General features: G+C 68.4%; 18 protein-coding genes. All 18 read left to right on the forward strand.

Annotation, left to right across the window (positions count from 1 at the left end; translation table 11 throughout):
• Positions 1-10 precede the first annotated feature (10 nt).
• Positions 11-340 (forward strand): hypothetical protein, encoded by a 330-nt coding sequence (locus ABMY26_RS32250; protein WP_372400276.1) that lies wholly within the window; start codon positions 11-13, stop codon positions 338-340.
• Positions 340-891 (forward strand): DUF3486 family protein, encoded by a 552-nt coding sequence (locus ABMY26_RS32255; RefSeq protein WP_045585011.1) that lies wholly within the window; start codon positions 340-342, stop codon positions 889-891. Before ABMY26_RS32250 ends, ABMY26_RS32255 begins: the two co-directional genes overlap by 1 nt.
• A complete protein-coding gene (locus ABMY26_RS32260; protein WP_372400277.1) occupies positions 888-2495 on the forward strand; it encodes a hypothetical protein in 1608 nt (535 codons plus the stop codon). Before ABMY26_RS32255 ends, ABMY26_RS32260 begins: the two co-directional genes overlap by 4 nt.
• An 8-nt stretch (positions 2496-2503) precedes the next feature.
• Positions 2504-4084: a DUF935 domain-containing protein gene (locus ABMY26_RS32265; protein WP_372400278.1), complete on the forward strand. Its 1581-nt coding sequence runs from the start codon at positions 2504-2506 to the stop codon at positions 4082-4084.
• 2 nt (positions 4085-4086) lie between these two features.
• Entirely contained in the window at positions 4087-5370 is a 1284-nt protein-coding gene (locus ABMY26_RS32270; protein WP_372400279.1) for a phage minor head protein, read from the forward strand.
• A gap of 358 nt (positions 5371-5728) precedes the next feature.
• On the forward strand, positions 5729-6925 hold the full coding sequence (locus ABMY26_RS32275) for a phage protease (RefSeq protein WP_372400280.1): 1197 nt from the start codon (positions 5729-5731) through the stop codon (positions 6923-6925).
• A 3-nt stretch (positions 6926-6928) separates the two neighbouring features.
• Positions 6929-7345: a hypothetical protein gene (locus ABMY26_RS32280; RefSeq protein ID WP_372400281.1), complete on the forward strand. Its 417-nt coding sequence runs from the start codon at positions 6929-6931 to the stop codon at positions 7343-7345.
• Between the two features lie 10 nt (positions 7346-7355).
• Positions 7356-8249, forward strand: a complete 894-nt coding sequence (locus tag ABMY26_RS32285; protein ID WP_372400282.1) for a Mu-like prophage major head subunit gpT family protein — start codon at positions 7356-7358, stop codon at positions 8247-8249.
• A gap of 15 nt (positions 8250-8264) precedes the next feature.
• Entirely contained in the window at positions 8265-8540 is a 276-nt protein-coding gene (locus ABMY26_RS32290; protein ID WP_372400283.1) for an HI1506-related protein, read from the forward strand.
• Between the two features lie 72 nt (positions 8541-8612).
• On the forward strand, positions 8613-9038 hold the full coding sequence (locus ABMY26_RS32295; protein ID WP_372400284.1) for a gp436 family protein: 426 nt from the start codon (positions 8613-8615) through the stop codon (positions 9036-9038).
• The gene (locus ABMY26_RS32300) at positions 9038-9637 is read left to right on the forward strand and encodes a phage virion morphogenesis protein (protein WP_372400285.1); all 600 of its coding nucleotides are present in this window, start codon (positions 9038-9040) and stop codon (positions 9635-9637) included. Before ABMY26_RS32295 ends, ABMY26_RS32300 begins: the two co-directional genes overlap by 1 nt.
• Entirely contained in the window at positions 9634-10104 is a 471-nt protein-coding gene (locus ABMY26_RS32305; RefSeq protein WP_372400286.1) for a hypothetical protein, read from the forward strand. Before ABMY26_RS32300 ends, ABMY26_RS32305 begins: the two co-directional genes overlap by 4 nt.
• Positions 10101-10307 carry a hypothetical protein gene (locus ABMY26_RS32310; RefSeq protein ID WP_372400287.1) on the forward strand — a complete coding sequence of 69 codons (207 nt, stop codon included), beginning with the start codon at positions 10101-10103 and terminating at the stop codon, positions 10305-10307. Before ABMY26_RS32305 ends, ABMY26_RS32310 begins: the two co-directional genes overlap by 4 nt.
• A gap of 6 nt (positions 10308-10313) precedes the next feature.
• Complete coding sequence (locus ABMY26_RS32315) at positions 10314-11615, forward strand: hypothetical protein (RefSeq protein ID WP_372400288.1); 1302 nt, start codon at positions 10314-10316, stop codon at positions 11613-11615.
• Between the two features lie 23 nt (positions 11616-11638).
• Entirely contained in the window at positions 11639-12142 is a 504-nt protein-coding gene (locus ABMY26_RS32320; RefSeq protein ID WP_372400289.1) for a hypothetical protein, read from the forward strand.
• Positions 12143-12195: 53 nt separating this feature from the next.
• Complete coding sequence (locus tag ABMY26_RS32325; RefSeq protein WP_372400290.1) at positions 12196-12546, forward strand: hypothetical protein; 351 nt, start codon at positions 12196-12198, stop codon at positions 12544-12546.
• Between the two features lie 54 nt (positions 12547-12600).
• The gene (locus ABMY26_RS32330) at positions 12601-18927 is read left to right on the forward strand and encodes a tape measure protein (protein ID WP_372400291.1); all 6327 of its coding nucleotides are present in this window, start codon (positions 12601-12603) and stop codon (positions 18925-18927) included.
• Positions 18924-20465 (forward strand): hypothetical protein, encoded by a 1542-nt coding sequence (locus ABMY26_RS32335; protein ID WP_372400292.1) that lies wholly within the window; start codon positions 18924-18926, stop codon positions 20463-20465. The genes ABMY26_RS32330 and ABMY26_RS32335 overlap by 4 nt, the downstream gene beginning before the upstream one ends.
• The last annotated feature ends 1 nt before the right edge of the window (position 20466 follow it).

Raw genomic sequence — 20466 nt, forward strand, 5'->3', positions numbered from 1 at the left:
AGGCGCTGGGATGGACAACAACAACACTCTGCCCGATCCGGTCGACGTCGATCCGATGATCGAATGGCGCCGGCATCTTCGGTTGAACCTCTTGCGCACTTTGACCAAGGTGCCCGGCTACACCTCCCCTGAAACGGTGCTGGCCGACGTTGCCCGGCTGTATGGCTTCGCCGCCAGCGGCGCGGTGGTCCGGGAAGAACTGGACTGGCTCGGCAGCGCCGGGCTGATCGTGGTGAGCCCGGTTCCCAACTGGCATCTTGTGGTGATGCTCACCGACGCGGGCGAAGACGTCGCCGAAGGTCGCACGCGGGTCGATGGCGTTGCACGAGGACGCCCCTGATGGCGCGTTCGACCCTCGACCGTCTGCCCAAGGAAATCCGCGAAGAGCTGGGGCGCCTGCGGGAAGACGGATGGACCATCGACGAGCTGCTGTCCAAGCTGCAGGAACTTCGTATCGCCGGCCGCATCGATCTGGACGTGTCGCGCTCGGCGGTCGGTCGCTATGTGCAAACCATGGACAAGGTCGGCGAGCGCCTACGTCGGTCACGCGCCATGGCCGAGGGGCTGGTACGCCAACTTGGTGACGAACCCGACACGCGGATTGCCCGGCTCAACATCGAAGTGTGTCAGACGCTGATCTTCGACCTGATAAACGGCGAGGACGGCGAAGGCGCCAAGCTGGATCCCGAACAGGTGATGTTCCTCACCAGCTCCATCCAAAAGCTCACATCGGCCCGCAAGACCGACGCCGAGCTGATCCTGCGTCTTCAGACCGAGGCGGACAAGCGCGCGATCGCCGTCATGGAGGCCACGGCCAAGCGCAAGGGCCTGTCGGCCGACACCATCGCCGACATCAAGAAGGACTTCCTCGGCATCCGGAAGGCGTCATGAAGCTCCGGCCAGCCGTCGAGGATGACTTCAAGCGCCTGCCGACCGAGATCCCCTCACTCGGTCACAACGGCGGTCCGCCGTTGGACTTGCTGCTGGCCTACCAGAAGCGGCTGCTGGAGACGACGGCGATCTGCTCGGTCGTGGTCGTCGAGAAGTCCCGCCGCATCGGCTACACGTGGGCGATCGCCGCCGACGCCGTCCTGACCTCTGCCGCAGAGAAATCGGCGAAGGGCATGGACACGCTCTATATCGGCTACAACCTGGACATGGCGCGGGAGTTCATCGACACGGCCGGCGCATGGGCGCGGCTGTTCGATCGCGCCTGTTCGGCCACATCGGAGGAGGTGTTCGACGACGGGTCGGACGATGGCATCAAGGCGTTCCGCATCACCTTCGCCAGCGGCTTCGAGATCGTCGCCCTGGCCTCGCGCCCACGCAGCCTGCGCGGCCGGCAGGGCTTCGTCATCATCGACGAGGCCGCCTTCCACGACGATCTGTCGGAGCTGCTGAAGTCGGCCATGGCGCTGCTGATCTGGGGCGGCAAGGTCGCGGTCATCAGCACCCACAACGGCACAGGCCATCCCTTCAACCAGTTGATAGAGGACTGCCGCGCCGGCAAGAAGCCCTATGCCGTGCTGCGCGTCACCTTCGACGACGCGCTGAAGGACGGGCTTTACAAGCGCATCTGTCTCGTCAAGGGCGAGGAATGGACGGCCGAGAAGGAAGCCGCCTGGCGGGCCGAGATCGTCGGCAGCTATGGCGACGCGGCGGACGAAGAGCTGCACGTCATCCCGAAGAACAAGGGCGGCGTCTGGCTGCCGAGCGCACTGGTGCAGGCGCGCATGTCGTCCGAGATCCCGGTGGTGCGGTGGGAGTGCGAACCCGGCTTCGTCGATCTGCCGGACTATGCCCGGACTGCGCTCGCCACCGCCTGGTGCAAGGAGACGCTGGAGCCGCTGCTGAGCCGGCTCGACCCGGACCGAATGTCGGTTTACGGCCACGACTATGCCCGGCTGCGCGACGCCTCCGTCGGGATGCCGGCGCAGATCATGTCCGACCTGACCCTGCGCGCGGCCTTCATGATGGAACTGCGCAACGTCCCGGATGAAGAGCAGAAGCTGATCGTCCGTTTCGTGCTGGACCGGCTGCCGCGCTTTGTGAAGGGCGCGCTCGACGCCGGCGGCAACGGCGCCAGTCTGGCCGAGCGCATGCGCCAGCTGTTCGGCGCCGCGCGGATCGAGGAGGTGAAGTTCTCGACCGAGTGGTATCGGGTCAACATGCCGCCGTTCAAGGCGGCGATGGAAGGCTCGTCGATCCTGCTGCCCAAAAATGCCGACGTGCTGGTCGACTTCGGCCAGCTGGAGATGCGCGACGGCGTGGCCCAGCTGAAGCGGACACAGGCCCGCACGACCGGGGCCGACGGCAACAAGCGCCATGGCGACGCCGCCATTGCCGCCGTCCTGACCCATTACGCCAGCCGGCTGCCCACGGCCGAGTACGACTACACGCCAGCCCGGACGGCCGAAGCCAACAAGCGCCGCGACCTGCCGGACTTCATCGACGACGACGACCGCGGCGGCCTGTTCGGCGCCGGCGGCTATTGAGGCGACCCATGCCCGCGATCCGCGTGACCTCTCCGATCCTCGACCCGAACACCGGCAAGCCCATCGTCCGCGAGGTGCTGACCGAGGAGCTGTCCGGTCCCACCGTGACCGGCGTGCGCCAGGTGCTGGCCGACCATCCATCGCATGGCCTGACGCCGCGGGAGCTGGGCTCGATCCTGCTGTCGGCCGAACAGGGCGATCCGAGCGCCTATCTGGCCCTCGCCGAGGACATCGAGGAGAAGTTCATCCACTTCCGGTCGGTGATGGGCACGCGCCGCCTGTCCGTCTCCCAACTGGACGTGACGGTTGAGGCCGCCAGCGACCAGCCGGACGACGTCGAGGCCGCCGACCTGGTGCGGCTGGCGATCGCCGACGATGCCTTCGCCGACATCCTCTATGACCTGCTGGACGGCATCGGCAAGGGCTTCAGCGTCGCGGAAATCGTCTGGAACACCTCCGGCCGCCAGTGGATGCCGGCGCGGATCGTCTGGCGCGACCCGCGGTGGTTCGTCTTCGACCGGATCGACGGCACCACCCTGCGCCTGCGCGACGGCGGCGCCGTCGACGGCATCGACCTCGACCCCTTCAAGTACATCGTCCACCGGCCCAAGACGAAGTCCGGGATCCCGATCCGCGGCGGCTTGGCGCGGCCAGCCTGTTGGGCGTGGCTTTTCACCGCCTTCGGGACCAAGGACTGGTTGTCCTTCGTCGAGACCTACGGCCAGCCGATCCGTGTCGGCAAGTATGGTCCGGAGGCGTCGCCGGCGGATCATGCCGCCCTGTTGCGGGCGGTGCGAAACATCGCCTCGGATGCCGCCGCCATCATCCCGGCCAGCATGCAACTGGAGTTCGTCGAGGCCAGCAAAGCCGCCGCCAACGCCGCCGTCTTCCAAGGGCTGGTCGAGTTCTTCGAAAGGCAGACCAGCAAATTGGTGCTGGGCCAGACCGCGACCACCGATGCGATCGCCGGCGGCCATGCGGTCGGGCAGGAACACCGGCAGGTTCAGGAAGACATCGAGCGCGCCGACGCCCGCCAACTGGCGGTGACGCTGAAGCGCGATCTGATCGTGCCGCTGGTCAGCCTCAACATGGGGCCGCGGAACGCCTATCCGACGATCCGGATCGGCCGGCCGGCGCAGGATGATCTGACGTTGCAGCTGTCGGCGCTGAAGGAGTTGGTGCCGCTGGGGCTGAAGGTCAGCATGTCGGAAGTTCGCGACAAGTTCGGCTTCGCGGATCCCGACGAGACGGACGAACTGCTGAGCAAGCCGGCGCTGCCCGCCGCGTCTGCGCCGCCGCCCGATCGGGCGGTGACTGCCGATGCCCCGGCCTTGACCTCTCAACAGCCGGCCGGGCAGGGCGATGCCGTGGACGGTCTGGTGGACGAGCTGCTGGGCGACTGGCAACCGATGGCCGCGCCGCTGGTCACGGCCATCCTGTCGGCGGCTGAAGACGCGGCCAGTGCGGAGGACTTCGTGTCCCGTTTGGTCGCGGCCGCTGGCGACGACCATACCGGCGCATTGCGCGAGGCACTGGCCCGCGGACAGTTCATGGCCCGTGTGGCCGCGCGTGTGGGAGCAGTCGACTAGCCATGGCCGTTCCGACCCTCAACCCCCTGCCACCCGAGCAGGCGATCCGCTTCCTGGAAGCCAAGGGCTACCGGGTCGCCTTCAGCTGGAAGGACGTCTGGCAGGAAGAGCATGCCGTCGCCTTCACCGTCGCCAAGATGATGGAGGTCGACCTGCTGGCCGACGTCCACCGATCGTTGGTGGCGGCGCTGAATGACGGGCAGTCCTTCGACCAGTGGCGCAAGGGGCTGGAGCCGCTGCTGCAGGCCCGCGGCTGGTGGGGCAAGGCGATCGACACCGATCCGCTGACCGGTGAGGAACAGGTGGTGCAGCTGGGCAGCCCGCGCCGGCTGAAGACGATCTTCGACACCAATGTCCGCATGTCCATGGCCGCCGGCCAATGGGAGCGGATCGACCGGCTGGCGCCGGCGCGGCCCTATCTCCGCTATGTCGCTGTCAAGGACGAGCGGACGCGGCCCGAACATCTGGCCTGGAACGGTACGATCCTGAAGGTCGGACATCCCTGGTGGGACACCCACAGCCCGCCCTGCGGCTGGGGCTGCCGCTGCACCCTGCAGCAACTGTCGGCGAAGGATCTGGAACGCAACGGCTGGACCGAGACCGCCACACCGCCGCCGCTCGACCCGCGGCCGTGGGTGAACAACCGCACCGGCGAGACGGTGGAGGTGCCGGCCGGCGTCGATCCAGGCTTCGGCTACCACAAGGGCAAGGCTGCGCGCACGGCCTCGGCCGCCCGCCAGCTGCTGGAGAAAATGGCTGCCCTGCCGCCCGAACTGGCGGCGACGGTGGCCGACCCCAAGACGCTGGCCCGTCAGATCGGGCCGGAGTTCCGCGAGTGGGTCGACGGCCTCGCCCTCGCCCGGCCGCGTGGCGAGATGCGGCCGGTCGGCACGCTGGCGCCGAAGGTGGTCACCTGGCTGGCCGACAACAGGCCGGACATGATGCCGGAGAGCGGCGCCTTGATGGTCACCGACAAGGGGCTGTCGCATTTGATGCGCGACGCCAAGAAGGAGGCGCAACGGCTGTTGCCGGCCGACGTCAAGGCACTACCGGCCATTCTGGCAGAGCCGCAGGCGGTCTATTTCGACACTCAGGATCCGGCGCTACTCTACGTCTTCGACCCGCCCGGCCGGGACGGCAAGCTGGGGAAGATCGTGGTGCGGGTGAACTTCGCCACGAAGGAGCCGGGCACCCGTGCGAGCATCCGCGGCAACTTCGTCACCACCGGCGGTCTGCTGCAGCCCTCGGACATCGAGGGGCACACGCGCTACACCAAGATCGTGTGATGGCCTGAGGTCAGGGGGGCACGCCACTTTCCCCGTGACAGTCGGCGGTCTCCCGCCCACCGAACCGGACCGGCGGTTTCCCGGTTGTCACTGGCCTCAGGCTCGCCCCTATAGATAAGCGCGCGGGCCGATCAGGTAAAGTCCCGCCAGACAGCCGCTGATGCGCTTTGCCGACATCCGACGCACGACGGCGGCGGCGGACCCCCGGACCGGTTTAAAAACCTGTTTAAACGGCCGGCGCGGCACCATCGGATCGAAAGGGGTGCCGCGCATGGACGCCGCCACCCTCGAAATCGGCCGAAACCCCCTCGCAACTCGCCCCGGTTCATCCTTCCGTCATCCCCGTCAGAATGACGGCATGACGATCCAGCGATCCCCGATCCCGCCCCATGGCGCCGGCACCCGTGAAGTGCCGGCGCCGGTCCTTTGCGCCACCGGCCCGGCCGGCGAAGCGGTCGCCACCTGCGCCTTCTTCGCCGACCTGACCACGGCGGACGGCGTGGCGCCCCGTCGCATCCGGCTGCTGCCGGTCGGCACCGTCACGCCGAACGATGGACGGGAGCCCTGGACGGTCAAGGACGCGGCGGCCGTGGTCGCCGCCTCGCTGGCGACGGCCCCGCATGGGCTGCTCGCCATCGACTACGACCATGCCGCCGACCTGGCAGCGCCGAAGGGTGGTGCCGCGCCGGCGTCCGGCTGGATCACCGGCCTGCTGGTCACGGCCGACGGCATCCAGGCCGACGTCGAATGGACCGAGGCCGGCGCCCGCGCCATCGCCGCCAAGGAGTACCGGTTCATCTCGCCGTCCTTCCGGCACACGCAGGACCGTCAGGTCACCCGCATCATCGGCGCCGGCCTGACCAACCGGCCGGCGCTGTCCGACCTCCCCGCACTCGCCCACCAACACGGAACATCCATGGATCCGATCCTCGCCGCGGTGCTGGAGGCGCTTGGCCTGCCCAAGACCGCCGACCAGACGACCGCTGTCGCGGCGGTTACCGGCCTGAAGGCCACCGCCACCACCACAACCGCGCTCTGTGCCGCCGCCGGCGTCGATACCGGCGCCACGGCCGAGCAGGTCGTCACCGCCGTCGCATCGCTGAAGGCCACCGCCGGGCAGGTCAAGGCGATCGCCTCGGCCGCCGGCCTGGCCGAGACCGCCACGCCGACGGAAATCGCCACCGCGGTCACCACGCTGAAGGCGAACGCGTCGGCGGCCACCCTGCTGGAAACGCAGGTCGCCACCCTGTCCAGCCGCCTGCAGGCGCTGGAAGGCGACAAGCTGACGGTCGAAGTCGACGCGGTCATCAGCGCGGGCAAGTTCGTCCCAGCCCAGCGCGGCGAGCTGGTCGCCCTGGCCTCGGCCAACAAGCCGCTGTTCGATCGTCTGGTCGCCAGCGCGGTTCCGGTGCTGAAGGCGGGCGAGCAGCTGGGCGGCGGGGCGCCGGCCGGCGGCGGGCTGACGGCCGAACAGAAGGCGGTCTGCGCCGCCATGGGGCTGTCGGAGGACGCCTACAAGAAGTCGCTGGGCGCGCAGCCCGGCAAGGAGGGTTAAGCGATGGCCGCCCTGACCAACGACCGCAACACGCCCGAACGCTCCGGCGGCTTCACGCACCTGGAACGTGACCTCGCGGCGTCCACCACCATCTTCGCCGGCTCCATGGTCGCGCAGAACGCCGCCGGCGCTGCTGTGCCGGCGGCGGCGACCAACACGCTGACCGTGCTCGGCCGCGCCGCGCACCGGGCGTCGACTGTCGCCGGCTCCACCCAGCTGGGTTCTGTGGTGCGCATCGACCGCGGCACCTTCCGTTTCGCCAACTCGACCAGCACCGACGCCATCACGATCGCCGACTACGGCAAGCCCTGCTACGCGGTCGACGATCAGACGGTCGCCAAGACCGACAACTCGGCTGCCCGGCCGAAGGCCGGCATCATCCGCGACGTGGACGCCCTGGGCGTCTGGGTCGAGTTCTGAGGAAACTCCCATGCTCATCACCCCGACAAGTCTGCTTGCCCTCTACACCGGCTTCCAGACCTCATTCCAGCAAGGGTTCGGCAGCGTCCAATCCCAATGGAACCTGGTCGCGATGGAAACGCCGTCGACGACGTCGGAGGAAACCTATGGCTGGATGAAGGACATCCCCGGTTTCCGCGAATGGGTCGGCCCGCGCGTCGTCCACAACCTGGAAGCCGCCGGCTACACCATCCGCAACAAGTCGTGGGAACTGACGGTCGGCGTCGATCGTGACCGTATCGACGACGACAAGTTCGGCATCTATGCGCCGATGTTCAGCGAAATGGGGCGGCAGACTGCGGCCTTCCCCGACACGCTGGTATTCCCGTTCCTGAAGACGGGGTTCAGCACCGCCTGTTACGACGGCCAGTATTTCTTCGACACCGACCATCCGGTCATCGACGAAGACGGCAGCACGGTGTCGGTGTCCAACGTCCAGTCCGGCAGCGGCCAGCCGTGGTTCCTGATGGACCTCAGCCGGATGATCAAGCCGGTGGTCTACCAGAAGCGCCGCTCCTTCGACTTCGTCCGGATGGACGCGCCGACCAGTCAAGTGGTCTTCGACAAGAAGGAATACGTGTACGGCGTGGATGGGCGCGCCAATGTCGGCTTCGGCTTCTGGCAGCTCGCCTTCGGCAGCAAGGCGGACCTGACCCACGACAACTACGCCGCCGCCCGTTCGTCCATGTCATCGCTCAAGCGCGACCATGGCAGCCCGCTGGGTGTCAACCCGACGCATCTGTTCGTCCCGCCGTCGCTGGAGGGCAAGGGCCGCCAAGTCGTGGAAAACCAGCGCAAGGCCAACGGCGAGGACAACGAGTGGAAGGGCACTGCCCAGCTCGTCGTCGTTCCCTGGCTCGCCTGACCGGAGTAACCGAGCATGGAAAAAGACCTGCTGATCGCGGCCCGCCCGGCCGAAGGCTTCCGCCGCTGCGGCGTGCATCACCCGCCGGCCGAGGTTCGCCACCGCGCCGGCACCTTCACCGAAGACGAGGTGAAGGCGCTGAAGGCGGAACGGAACCTGATCGTCATGGAGGCCGATCCGGAGGCCGCTGAGGAGGGCGCCGGCAAGGCTTCGTCGACCAGGAGCGGAAGCAAGAAGAAGGGCGCCGATCCCAAGCCGGACGATCCCACACCGGACGGCACCGGCGCCTGACCGGCGGGGCGGCGGATCATGAGGTCGCCACCCTGATCCGCCACCGACGTCAAACCATCCTGCGAGCCCGCCATGTCCTACGCCACCAAGCCCGTCCTGATCGCCCGTTACACCGAAGCCAAGCTCCGCGAGCTGACCGACCGCGAGGCGCCCTATCAGGACGCCATCGTCGACACTGTGCTCGACCAGGCGATCACGTCGGCCGATAGCGTCATCGACGGGCATCTGTCCGGCCGCTACGCCCTGCCGCTGGCGCAGGTGCCGGCGCTGCTGACCGACGTGGCCGCGCGCCTGACCTATGCCGCCCTGCACATCGACATCGCGCCCGAGAAGGTGACCGCCGACTATCAGGCGGCAATGCGGACCCTGCGCGACATCGCCGGCGGCGCCGTCCGTCTCGACGTCGGCGGCACCACCGCGCCGGCGGCGACGGCCGACGGGATCGAGGTCGTGGCTTCCGACCGCGTCTTCGGTCGCGACAACCTGCGGGGCTGGTGATGGCCGATCCCACCGGCGCTTCGATCAGGATCGACGACGCGGACCTGCGCAAACTGCTGGGCCAGCTGGCCGCTTCCGCGCAGGACATGACCGGGCTCATGGAGCAGCTGGCGGCACAGGTCGAGTTCGACACCCAGCGCCGGTTCGAAACCCAGACCGATCCGGACGGCAACCCCTGGCCGCCGTCGCTCCGCGCCCTGGCCGAGAACGGCGAGACGCTGACCGACACCGCCCGGCTGCGCCAGTCCATCACCAGCCGCGCCGGCCGGACCGAGTTCGAAGTCGGCACCAATGTCGTCTATGCCGCCATCCACCAGTTCGGCGGCACCGTCCACCGGCAGGCCCGACAGCAGACGCTCTACTGGCACCATGCCGGCAACACCGGCTCGGCGGCATGGCGGGCGTCGCGCACCTTTGGTGACTGGAAGTTCGCCAAGAAGTCGCGGGCGAACTACAGCGAGGTTCATACCGTGAAGGCGCATGACGTCACGATGCCGGCCCGTCCTTTTCTCGGCTTGGCGGAGAGCGGCATGGCCGTTCTGGGCGAGATCGCCCGCGACTGGCTGGCCGGCGCCGGCGGGCTGGGCGCCGCGTCATGACCACGCCGATCGATCTGGTCGAGGCGGTACAGGCCCGCCTCCGCGACAAAATTCCAGCCGAGACCCTGCCGGACATCAAGGGCGAAACCGACTTCGCCAAGCTGATTTCCGAGAAGCGGCTGCCCCAGCGCCTGCCGGCCGCCTTCGTGGTCGCGACGGGGTGGAACGCCACCTTCCAGCGCCGGGTCGGCGCCGTCAGCCACGACATCGTGCAAGGTGTCGCCGTGGTGCTGGTGCAGAGCCATGCCGGCGACGCCTCGGGCGACAAGGCCCGCGCGTCGGTCTGGCCGCTGGAGCTGGCGGCGGTCACGGCGCTCGCCGGCTGGACGCCGGCCGCCGGCTATGTCGCCTTCGCCGTCACCGAAAGCCGCCTGCAGGGGTTGGGCAGCGCCGGATCGGCCGGCGCGGTCGCCAGCACCCTGTCCTTCGTCACCGAGTGGAAACTGCACGCCAAGGAAGTCTCATGAAGCGCGCCATCGACACCATCGTCCACGACCAGGCCGCCGGCCCGGTGCCCGCGGGCACTGCGGCCCCGCCCGAAGCCGAAGCCGCCGGCGCCGCGGTCGAGACCGTCCAGGCGGTCGATCCGGCCGCGCCCCCGACCACCCCGGAACCGCCGGCCGCCGGGCCGTCCACCACCAGCAAGCGCCGCACCCGCGGCGAGGAGTAAGCCAGCATGGCGACCCTGCCCAGCTACCCGGTCCATTGGGACCACAAGACGGTCCTGGCCGCCGTCGAGACCGCCTTCGGAGAGGGCGCCGCGTCGCTGGCCGGCGTCGACGCCGTCCGGCTGTGGGACGTGACCTGGACGCCTTTGGAGGCGGACACCAAGGAGCTGCCCTACGTCAAGCCGTTCAACGGCGCGAACGCGTCCATCCTGCTGAACAAGCGCAGCAAGCTGTCGGCCAAGGTGGCGCTGGTCGGCGCCGGAACCGGCGGCACCGGCATCCCCTGCTGGGATCGGTTCATCCGGGCGGGCGGTGCGGTGCGGGCGCAGGTCGCGGCGACCCCGGCCGCCACCATCGCTGCGACTGCGACGAAGACGTCGGGGGCCGGCGCCTTCACCTACACCCGCACCACCATGTTCGGCGGCGTCCTGCCGCGCATCGCGACGCTGACCTGCACCACCGCCGGCGGCAGCGGCGTGGCCGCCTTCACCGTGTCGGCGCCGGCGGCCGGCGATCAGCCGGCCTATAACCAGACCGGCGTCGTAATGACCACGGCGTCGCCCTTCGCCCTGCCGGGTGGAGCGGTCATCACCCCCGACGCCATCGGCACGCCCTTCGTCATCGGCGACATCTTCACCATCGCCCTGACGCCTGCCGGCTGCACCTACACCCCGTCGAGCGACCGCGCCGGACACAAGAGCCTCGAAATGGTGCTGACCCTGCCCGATCCGGAGGACGCCGACCAGGTGCAGTTGTGGCGCATGCTGGGCGGACGCTGCACGATCAAGGCGACCGGCGCCGCCGACGATTACCCGTATTGGGAAGTCGAGGTGACGGCCGACTATGCGGCACCGGCGCTGGATGTCGAGATCGAGCCGGTCTACACCGACTGGCCCGATCCGCTGGTCGTCAGCACGGAAAACACGCCTGTTGCCCAGCTGTTCGGTCACGACGTGGTGCTGGAAACCTTCGGCTGGGATGCCGGCAACACCGTCGAGTATGTGACGCGGGTCGGCCGCAAGGGCGCCCGCATCCAGGACGCCAAGGCGATGTTCAGCGCCAAGATCGAGGCACCGTCGATGTCCTCGGTCGACTTCTTCGCCCTCTGCACCAGCCGGGCGTTCGGCGCCTTCGTGCTGCAGCACGGCTCGGCCGCCGGCGAGGCGGTCGTGCTGCGGACCGACCGTTGGCAGCTCGACCCGCCCAAGCCGGGCGAGAGCAAGAAGGACTTCATGTTCGACCTGTCCGGCAAGGCGGTGCCGACGACCGAGGGCACCGACTGGTCGATCTTCGCCTCTGCCGCCGCCTGACCGCCAGCAAGGAACCCAAGTTCATGAGCAAAGCCGCCTTCATCCTCGACGACCGCCTGACCGTCGACGCCCCGGTCCTGATCCAGGTGCCCACATCCACCCGGACGACGGGATCGGCGCCCAAGCAATCCTTCGTCACGCGCACTGCCTTCGTCACCTTCCGGATCCCGATGGAAGAGGAACTGGACGACGTGCTGGAGGAGGTCGCCCGTCACAACGAGAAGCTGAACCGCCAGATCACCGACGTCGAAACAGAGCGCGAGGAGGCCGCGGACGACGAAGCCCGCATCGCACTGGACAGGAAGCTGGCCGAGCTGCGCAAGACGGCCAGGCTCGGCCAGGTGGAGCAGCTGAAGGCGTTCATCGTCGGCCTGCCGGCCGGCCATGGCTTCGCCGAGAAGGACGGGACGCCCTGCGAATACTCGCCCGAGCTGATCGAGCGGCTGTGCCAGTTCCGGGCCGTCCGTAACGCCCTGTGGGCGGCCTTCCGCCTGGTCATCAACGGAGACCCAAAAAAGGGAAACTGATCGCCGCCGTCCGCCGCTGGGCGGGCGGCGATGCCCCGGCCCAGCGGCGGACGGTGTCAGCCCGTCCGACCGCCACGGACTGGGCGGAGCTGACGGGAAAACCGGCGCCGGACGGGGCCGAAGACGACAGCCCGGCCGATCCGGCCCCGGACGTGGTGCGGGTCTGGTCGGGTGTCTGGCCCATCTTCGAGCTGTTCACGATGGCCGAGCGGGTGTGGCGCTATCCGGCCCTGGGCGGTCCTCCCATCGGGCTCGATTGGGGGCAGGTGCGGGCTCTGGCCGATGGGTACGGGGTGCCGTGGGATCGTGAGACGCTGACCCTGCTGCAGGCCGCAGAGGTCGAGGCCGCCGGCATCTGGATGGCGGAGTGGAAGAGGAAAAACCCGCCGAGGCGTGCCCGGTAGGGGCATATCCAACAACAACTTCACCAGGGCAAAGGATTGGCGCGATGGTCGAAAATGACCATCGCGCTATTCCCGTTTGCGGTGGTTCCCTTGTCCAGCAGCACAATGAAGGTCGCATTCCAGTTCGTGGCGGACGCCGCAGGTCTGGTCGGTGGCATCCGTGTTGCCCGCGAGGAGATGGAGAAGCTCAATTCTGCAACGGGCACGGCTGGTACGGGGCTTCGTCAGTCAACTGGTGATGCAGCAGAGGCGGCGAAAGGTGTCGCCTCGGAACTACGTCAGGTGGGAAGTGCCGCCAATGAAGCCGGGGCGGCACTGGACAGAGGTTTGGGCAGCGGTGCGGTCACTGCCATTGGTCGCCAGAGACAAGCCGCCAAGGGGCTCGGCGAAGAGATGGGGGCGGTCAGCGCGCGGGCCGCCGTGTTGCAACAATCGGTGCTCAGGCTTAGCGACGAGCACACGGCCGGTGCGGCAACCACTGCACACCATCGCGATGCCCTTGCGGGCTTTGCCGATGGTCTCGATACCGCCAACGACAATACCCTGACGCTGTCGAGCGCCATTTCCGGACTAAAGGGTGGGCTTGCTCTTCTCTTTTCAGCAATGGGTGGAGAGGTTCTGCGACGCTACGGCGTCCAGGCGATCGAGACGCGTAAGCAGATAGAATTACTGGAAATTCGCCTGCGCTCACTGACGGGATCGGCAGTCGATTACGCTGATACTCAAAGCTACCTCGGAACCACGGCAGACCGCTTTAATGCCGACCAGTTGGCGCTGACCCAAACCTATACCCAGTTGCTCGAATTGAAGCGGGCTGACTTGGTTACGACCGGTCAGGCTCGGGCGCTGCTTGAGGGCTTCGTTAACATTCAAAAGGCGACCGGCGCCTCAACGGACACGCTATCTCTTTCACTTCAAGGTATGGCGCAGGGCTTCAGTTCCGGCGTGCTGCATGCTGAGGAACTTGCGCAGGTCACGGAGCCATTGCCTGGCCTGATGCAGGCGCTCGACCGTGCATCTGGCAATACGGCCGGCGGCTTTCGGCGGATGGTGAACGACGGCAAAGTGACGTCGTCCATGTTTCGGGATGTCCTGATCAAAGCGATGCAGGATTATGCCGGGGCGGCGGAAAAGGCCGCTGGTACTATTGAAGCAGCGGAAACCCGACGCGAAAACGCTTTGCGCCGCTTGCGCAATGAGGTGGGACGGGAAGCATCCAGGATTTGGAACGAAGGCAGCGACATTGTTGCAGACGGAGCAAACTGGGCTACCAGTTTCCTGCAAGGCAACAGTCGCACCCTTGAAGTCAACCGGCTCGCGGCCCTCTACAAGAACCGCCAGTACGCGAACTATCAGCTTGAGCGGGCGACATCGGCTGATGATGCACTGAAATACTCCGACCGGCTGGAGCGCTTGAACCGGCAGATCGCCGAAGCAGAGCGAAGCCTTTCTCAGTTGGGCGGCACGGCAGAAGACACACGCCGCGGTATGGCTGAGGTCTGGAAGGAGGTCGACACCGGCAATAAGGTCACTGCGGATCAGATTGCTGCTTTTACTGAGGCGGCGCAGGCCGCCGGTTTCAGTTACGACAAAGGGAAGCTGCTGACCTCGGGGCAGGCTGATTTGGGGCGGGCGGTTAAGGCAGTAAATGACCTGCTGGTGAAGTCGCCATCAGCTTTGAAGGACATGGGGCTGGATGCCACCAGCCTGACCATGGTGCTCGAAAAGTTGAAGGAGAAGCTGGACCCAGTCACTGCCGCCATCGCTGAGTTGAACCGTGAGGCGGCCACAGTGGCGATCCTCCCGCGGTACCGCGACCTCTACACCCTCTTTGACAAGGCGACCGAGGAAAAAGGTCGGCCGCTGGACGTTGACGAAAGCGCCGACCTGACGGCGGCGTGGCGCAAGAAGCGCAACGCCGACAGTGCCGAGCAGGTGCGGCTGACCAACGAGGCGGCGGCGGCCGCCGACAGGCTGGCGCAGGCGCAGGTGAGTGGCAACCCGGCGACGGTCGCGGCGGCGCGGGCGGACCAGCAGGTGGCCGAGGCCCTGCGCGACGGCGTCATCGTCCAGGCAGATGCTGCGAGCTACCGGGCAGGCAAGCTGAAGGAGAACATGGCCGGACTGGCCGGTCAGGCCGGCGAGGCCGCCACGGCGTCCAGTCGGCAGGCGCGGCAGCTGCTGGAGATGGCTGCCGCCACCGAGCAGGGCGGCGCGGCCGTGGCCGCCGCGACCCTGAAACAGCAGATCGAGAACGAGACGCTGAAGGTCGGCGCCGGCGCCCATTCCGAACTGGCCAAGCGGCTGACCGAAGAGGATGCGGCGCGGCGCAAGCTGGCCGGAGCCCAGTGGGACCGTGACATGGATCTCCAGATCCAGGCGGCCAAATCGCTGGCTGAAGCCGAAGGACTCGGGGCCAAGGCGGTCGCCGCCGCGACGGTCGCCGCCCAGACGGCGGCCCAGGTCGAAAAGGAAGGCGTTGCGGTCGACGGCGAGCGGGCGAAGGCGATCGGTGCGAAGACGGCCGAACTGGCGAAGTGGCAGGAACGGCAGAATTACCGCCGCTCGTTGCGCGAGACGGATGAAGACATCGCCCTGCTGCAGCGCGAGCTGTCGCTGCAGGGCGAAGGCGAGACGATCCGCAATCGGACGCTGGAGCTGGCGCGGGCCGAGCTGGACATCCGCCGCCAGTTTCCCAACGCAACCGACGACGAGATCGCCGCGCTGCTGCGCAAGCATGAAACCGCGATACGGCTTCGCGAGGAGATCGCCGAGCAAAGGGGTATTTGGGACGAGCTGGGCCGGATCGGCGAGCGCGCCTTCGACCGGATCGGCAGCGCAATCACCGAAGCCTTCGTGCAGGGCAAGGCGTCGACGGTCAGTTGGGGCTCGGTCGCCAAGGCGGTCATGTCGGAGGTGATCCAGGCGGCGCTGCAACTGGCGGTCATCAACCCGCTGAAGAACTGGGCGACGGGCAGCGCCTCGCCGTCGCTGTGGTCGGCGGTTGGTGGCGGGCAGGCCGCGCAAGGGGAAGGCGGTCTGACCGGCAGCCTGACCAACACCGCCCTGTCGAAGGGCGCCGGCTGGGCGGCGGACAAGCTGGGGCTGACGAACGGCATCATGTCGGCGGTCGACAGCTGGGGGTACAGCACGCTCGGGATCGGCACGGTCGGCGGATGGGCGACGGCGGCGCCGGCCAGCGTCACAGCGGCGACTGCGGTCCCGATCTCCGGGGCGGTCAGCGCCAACGCGGCAACAGGGATCGCGGCGGCAGGAAATACAGCCGCCGCGAACACGCTCTACACCGGTGCCAGCAGCGGAGTTTCAGGCGCCGGCGTCGCCGGCGGCATATCCGCCTACCTGGGTGCCGCTGGCGCCGGCGCCTTCGGCGGCGGCCTTGTCGGCGGCGCGCTGGGCACTGCGACCAACAGCAAGGCGGTGGGCGGCCTGTCCGGCGCGGTGGCCGGGGCCGGATCGGCCTATCTGGCGTCGATCATGGGGATATCGTCTTTGGGCGGACCGATCGGGATGGCGATCGGCGCCGTGGTCGGCGCGATCATGGGCATGGTCGGCACCCAGAAGGCGAGCGTCGGTCCCAACAGCTCCGGCAACGTCGTCATGGACGGCAAGGGCGGGTTCCGTACCGACACCGCGCTCGCCGACAACGGCGCCGATGCCGGCCAGATGCAGCAGGTGACTGACGGCGTCGCAACCGCCATGAACACGATCGTCACTGGCATCGGCGGCAAGCTGACCGGCGGCGACGGGCTGAACACCGGCCTGCTGCAGTTCTTCGCGAAGGACAACAAGTGGTACGTCACGCCGCAGCAGGGCGAGAACGCCGGCCAGAGGGCGTCGTTCGGATCGCAGGACGAGGCGATCCAGTACTATATGCGCGAGAGCCTCAAGGGGCTGATCGGCACCGGCCAGCTGACCGGCGTCGACGACGACGTCCAGACGGCGCTGAAGAACTCCAAGGCGACGACCGCCGAAGGGCTGGCCACCGACCTGGGCTTCGCCGCCGGCTTCCGCCAGCAGCTCGACCTGATGAACGCCAGCCTGGATCCGACCAACAACCAGATCAAGACCTTCACCGAACAGGCCAAGGAACTCGGCACCCAGATCCAGACCAACATCACCGATTGGAGGAACAAGGCCGGCGAACTGGGGCTGGCGACCGAAGGAGAGCTGACGGTAGCGGCCCGCCGCGGCATCGAGGCGATGATGGGGCTCGGCCCGGCCGTCCAGCCGCTGACCGGACTGGCCGCGGTGACCGAGCAGGCCAAGATCAATGTCGAGGCGTTCACGCCGGCATTGTCGGCGCTGGGCTATACGGCGGCCGAGCAGACCGACCTCGCCACGCGCTACACGCAGAAGCTCAAGGATGACTACATCGCCTCGGTCCAGCTGGTGCAGCGGCAGGGCGCCGCCGCCTTGGCCGGTCTGACCAACCCGTCGGCTGGCGTGTCGATGTCCGACCGCTTCCGGACCTCGCTCGGTCTGGACCCGACGGCGAAGGGCGTCTCCGGCCTGGTCGCGACCATGCAGTCGGTCGAGACGTCGGCCGCCCGTGGGGCCGTGACCATGGCCCAGCTGCAGGGTGCCCTGTCGCAGCTGGATCAGGCTTTGATGGACGGGCTGCTGAGTGGCGAGCAGTACAGCACGCTGGTCAACAGCCTGACCGCCGCTTGGTCGACGGCGAGCGGCGTGCTGGGCGCGCTTCGGCAGGGGGCCATTGCGGTCGAGCAGGCGATCGACGCGAACTGGCGGCCCGATCTCGACGCCCGGCTGTCGGACGCCGGCCTCTCCGGCGGCGCCATCGAGGCCCTGCGGCCGACTTGGCAGGCGGTGCTGGACGGTGCCGCTGCCGGCGCCGCCACCGCGGCGCAGATGCGCACCGCCCTGGCCGCACTGGACGACCAACTGCGCGCAGGCACGGTCACGGCCGATCAGCATAAGGCCGCAGTCAGTGTGCTGACGGCCGCGTGGCAGGACAACGCCACTGCGGTATCCGCCGCCGCCGATCAGGTGTCGTCGACCTGGTCGAGCCTGCTGTCCACCGCCGTCCAGGAGGTTGGGGAAAGCTGGCGTTCGGTGGTATCGGGCGCACAGCAGGCCGCCACCGCATGGGGCAATGTCGCGGACAGCCTGGCGCAGGCCAGCCGGGACGTCATGACCGACGGCACCTATTCGAACCTCGGTCCGCAGGGCCTGCGCGATGCGGCCAAGGCTGAGTTCGACCGGCTGCAGGGCGTTATCGCAACCTACAGCGAGGCGCAGAAAGCCGGCACGGCCACCGATGCCCAGCGCACCGCTGCGCTGGACGCTGCCGGCCAGCTCGACGCGGCGGGCAAGAAGTATCTCGAAGCCCAGCGGGCTCTGAGTGGCGACGGCACCGTTTACGACAAGACCTTGACCGATGTCCGCGCAGTCTGGGACAGCACGAGCCAGCTCGGCCTGACCCTGAAATCGGCCGAGACCAAGCGGGCCGAGGATGCACAGGCGACCATCGACCGGCTGGAGCGGCTGACCGGCATCGGCAGCGCGCAGCGCGTCCTTCTCGACCAGATCAAGGCGGCGATCGGCAGCGGCAACACCAACATGACCGAGTTGCTGGCCCTGATCCGCCAGACACCCGGCTATCAGCGCTACAGCGCACCCAGCGACGTGCAATCGCGGTGGGACGGCATGTCGTCCGATGTCCAGCGCTCGGTCGCCCACACGCTGGGGTACAGCGGCGAGCCGACCGACGCGGCGTTCAACGACTTCATCGTCGCCAACGGCAAGGCGTCGCAGTTCGAGGCGCTGGTCCGCACCGGCGCCGGCGGCGTCGACCGCAGCGGCGTGACCTGGCTGGAAGACTTCTGGGCGCGCTACCGTGCCGGCCTGTCGCTGCCCGATGGCGAGCGGTCCAGCCTGTTCGCCGGCATGGTGTCCGAGAAGGAGCGCGTGCTGTCCTCGCTGCCGGCCGCCGCCTTCCGGCCGATGTACGAGCGGGCCGTCCAGTTGCCCGACACCGACATCGAGATCAACATCGAAGACGCGGCCCGCCGCCGCGGCATTCCCGGCTTCAAGGATGGCGGCTGGCATGCCGGCGGCCCGCGCCTGGTCGGTGAGCGCGGCATGGAGATCGAGGCGACGGGTCCGGCCCGCTACTGGTCGCATGAGCAGACCCGCGACATCCTCAGCCCGAAGATCGTGACGGTGGACATGGCGCCGGTGGTGACCGCCATCGGCACCGTGCGCTCGGCCGTGCTGGAGATCGGCGGCCAGATCGCCGCCATGGCCGCCCGGCTGGCCGGGATCGAGGACGCGATCGACGGGCAGGCAGCCGAGATGCGGCTGCTCGGCAACAAGCTGACGAAGCTGGTGACCCGATGACCGCTCCCAACGCCTGGATCGCCGAAATCGGTCTGACCCGGCCGTCCGGCGCCACCGAGACGCTGTATGTCAGCGACACGCCGATCCTGCCCTTCCCGGCGGACGATCCCGACCGACCGAACCAGGTCTACCGGTCCCGGCTGGCCGGCCCGCCGCCCTATTCGGTCGGCACCCATGCCGACCTGTCCCGGCTTGCCGGCGACGTCGGCGCCGGGGCGCTCGACCTGCTGAACGGTGATGGCGGCGTGTCCTATCTGGCCGGCTGCGCGATGGGCGCGGTGCATGTCCGCATGGGCCAGGAGGGGCAGTATTGGCACCAGTGGACGCCGGTCATCACCGGCCGGGCCGAGGCGCCGCAGCCGACGCTGTCCGCCCGCCAGGCCGGCAAGGTGACGCTGCCGCTCTATGACCTGCGCGCCAGCCTCGACACCGACGTCGTCACGCGCACCTTGGGCGGCACCAACGCCGGTCCGCTCGGCTATGACGGCACGCCGGATGCCGGCAAGGGCGACACCGCGCCGCTCTGCATCGGCCGGCCGGCCAACGTGCCGGGGAAGGCGGTCAACACGGTCAGCAGGACGTGGCTGCTCGACGACGGGCCGATCGGCGGCGCCGGCGCGCTCTATGACCGTGGCGACGCCGCCAACCTCGGCTATCTCGGCAACATGTCACCGGCCTTCTTCGACGCCGCGACGTTGTCATCAACGCAGTATGCATCCGACAACAGTCGCGGCCTGGTCAAGCTCGGCGGCACCATCGGTGGCGACCTGTCCATGGACCCGACCGGCCGCACCGACGCCGGCGAGACAGCCGCCTCGGCGATACGCTGGGCGCTGACCCGGCGGGGCATCGGCACGATCGGCGATACGCTGGCGGGCTGGGCACCGGCCGCAATGATCGGCGCCTGGTGGTCGGGCGCCGTGCGTTACCGCGAGCTGGTCGACTTGATGGCGCGTTCCGAGGGGGCGTCCGTCCTGCCCGACGCGCTGGGCCGCTGGCAGGTCGCCCGGCTGGACGTGCCGGCCGGCCCGATCGCCAGCATCGGCGAGGGGCAAATTCTCGATATCGGTGTCGACGACCAGGATTTGGCGGTGCCGGCATGGCAGGTCACGGTGAAGGGGCGCCGCAACCACCTGGTGCTCGACCGCAGCCGGACCGCCGGCATCCTGTGGGACACCGACCGCGAGGTCTGGCTGCGCGAGGAGTGGCGCAAGGCCGTGGCGAAGGCCGATTGGGTCAAGGCGCGCTGGGGCGACGATGCCCGCTCCGTCGAGGTGGAAACCGCATTGACCAGCCAGTCGGACATGGAGGCCCTGGCCTCGCGGCTGCTGGCCCTATTCGGTCCGCGGGCGTCCGGCGAGCCGCGGCGGTCGCTGTGGGTCGTGGTGGAGATGACCGCCGCCCGGCTCGGTTGGCCGCTGGGCACGACCCTGCATCTCGGCTATTCGCGCGAAGGGATCGCCGACGACATGCTGCTGGTGGGAAAACAGCTGGCATCGCCGTCGCGGCACCTCATGCGCCTGCGCTTTTTCGGGTGAG

The organism is Azospirillum sp. HJ39, assembly GCF_041507355.1.
GTDB classification, from domain to species: domain Bacteria; phylum Pseudomonadota; class Alphaproteobacteria; order Azospirillales; family Azospirillaceae; genus Azospirillum; species Azospirillum thiophilum.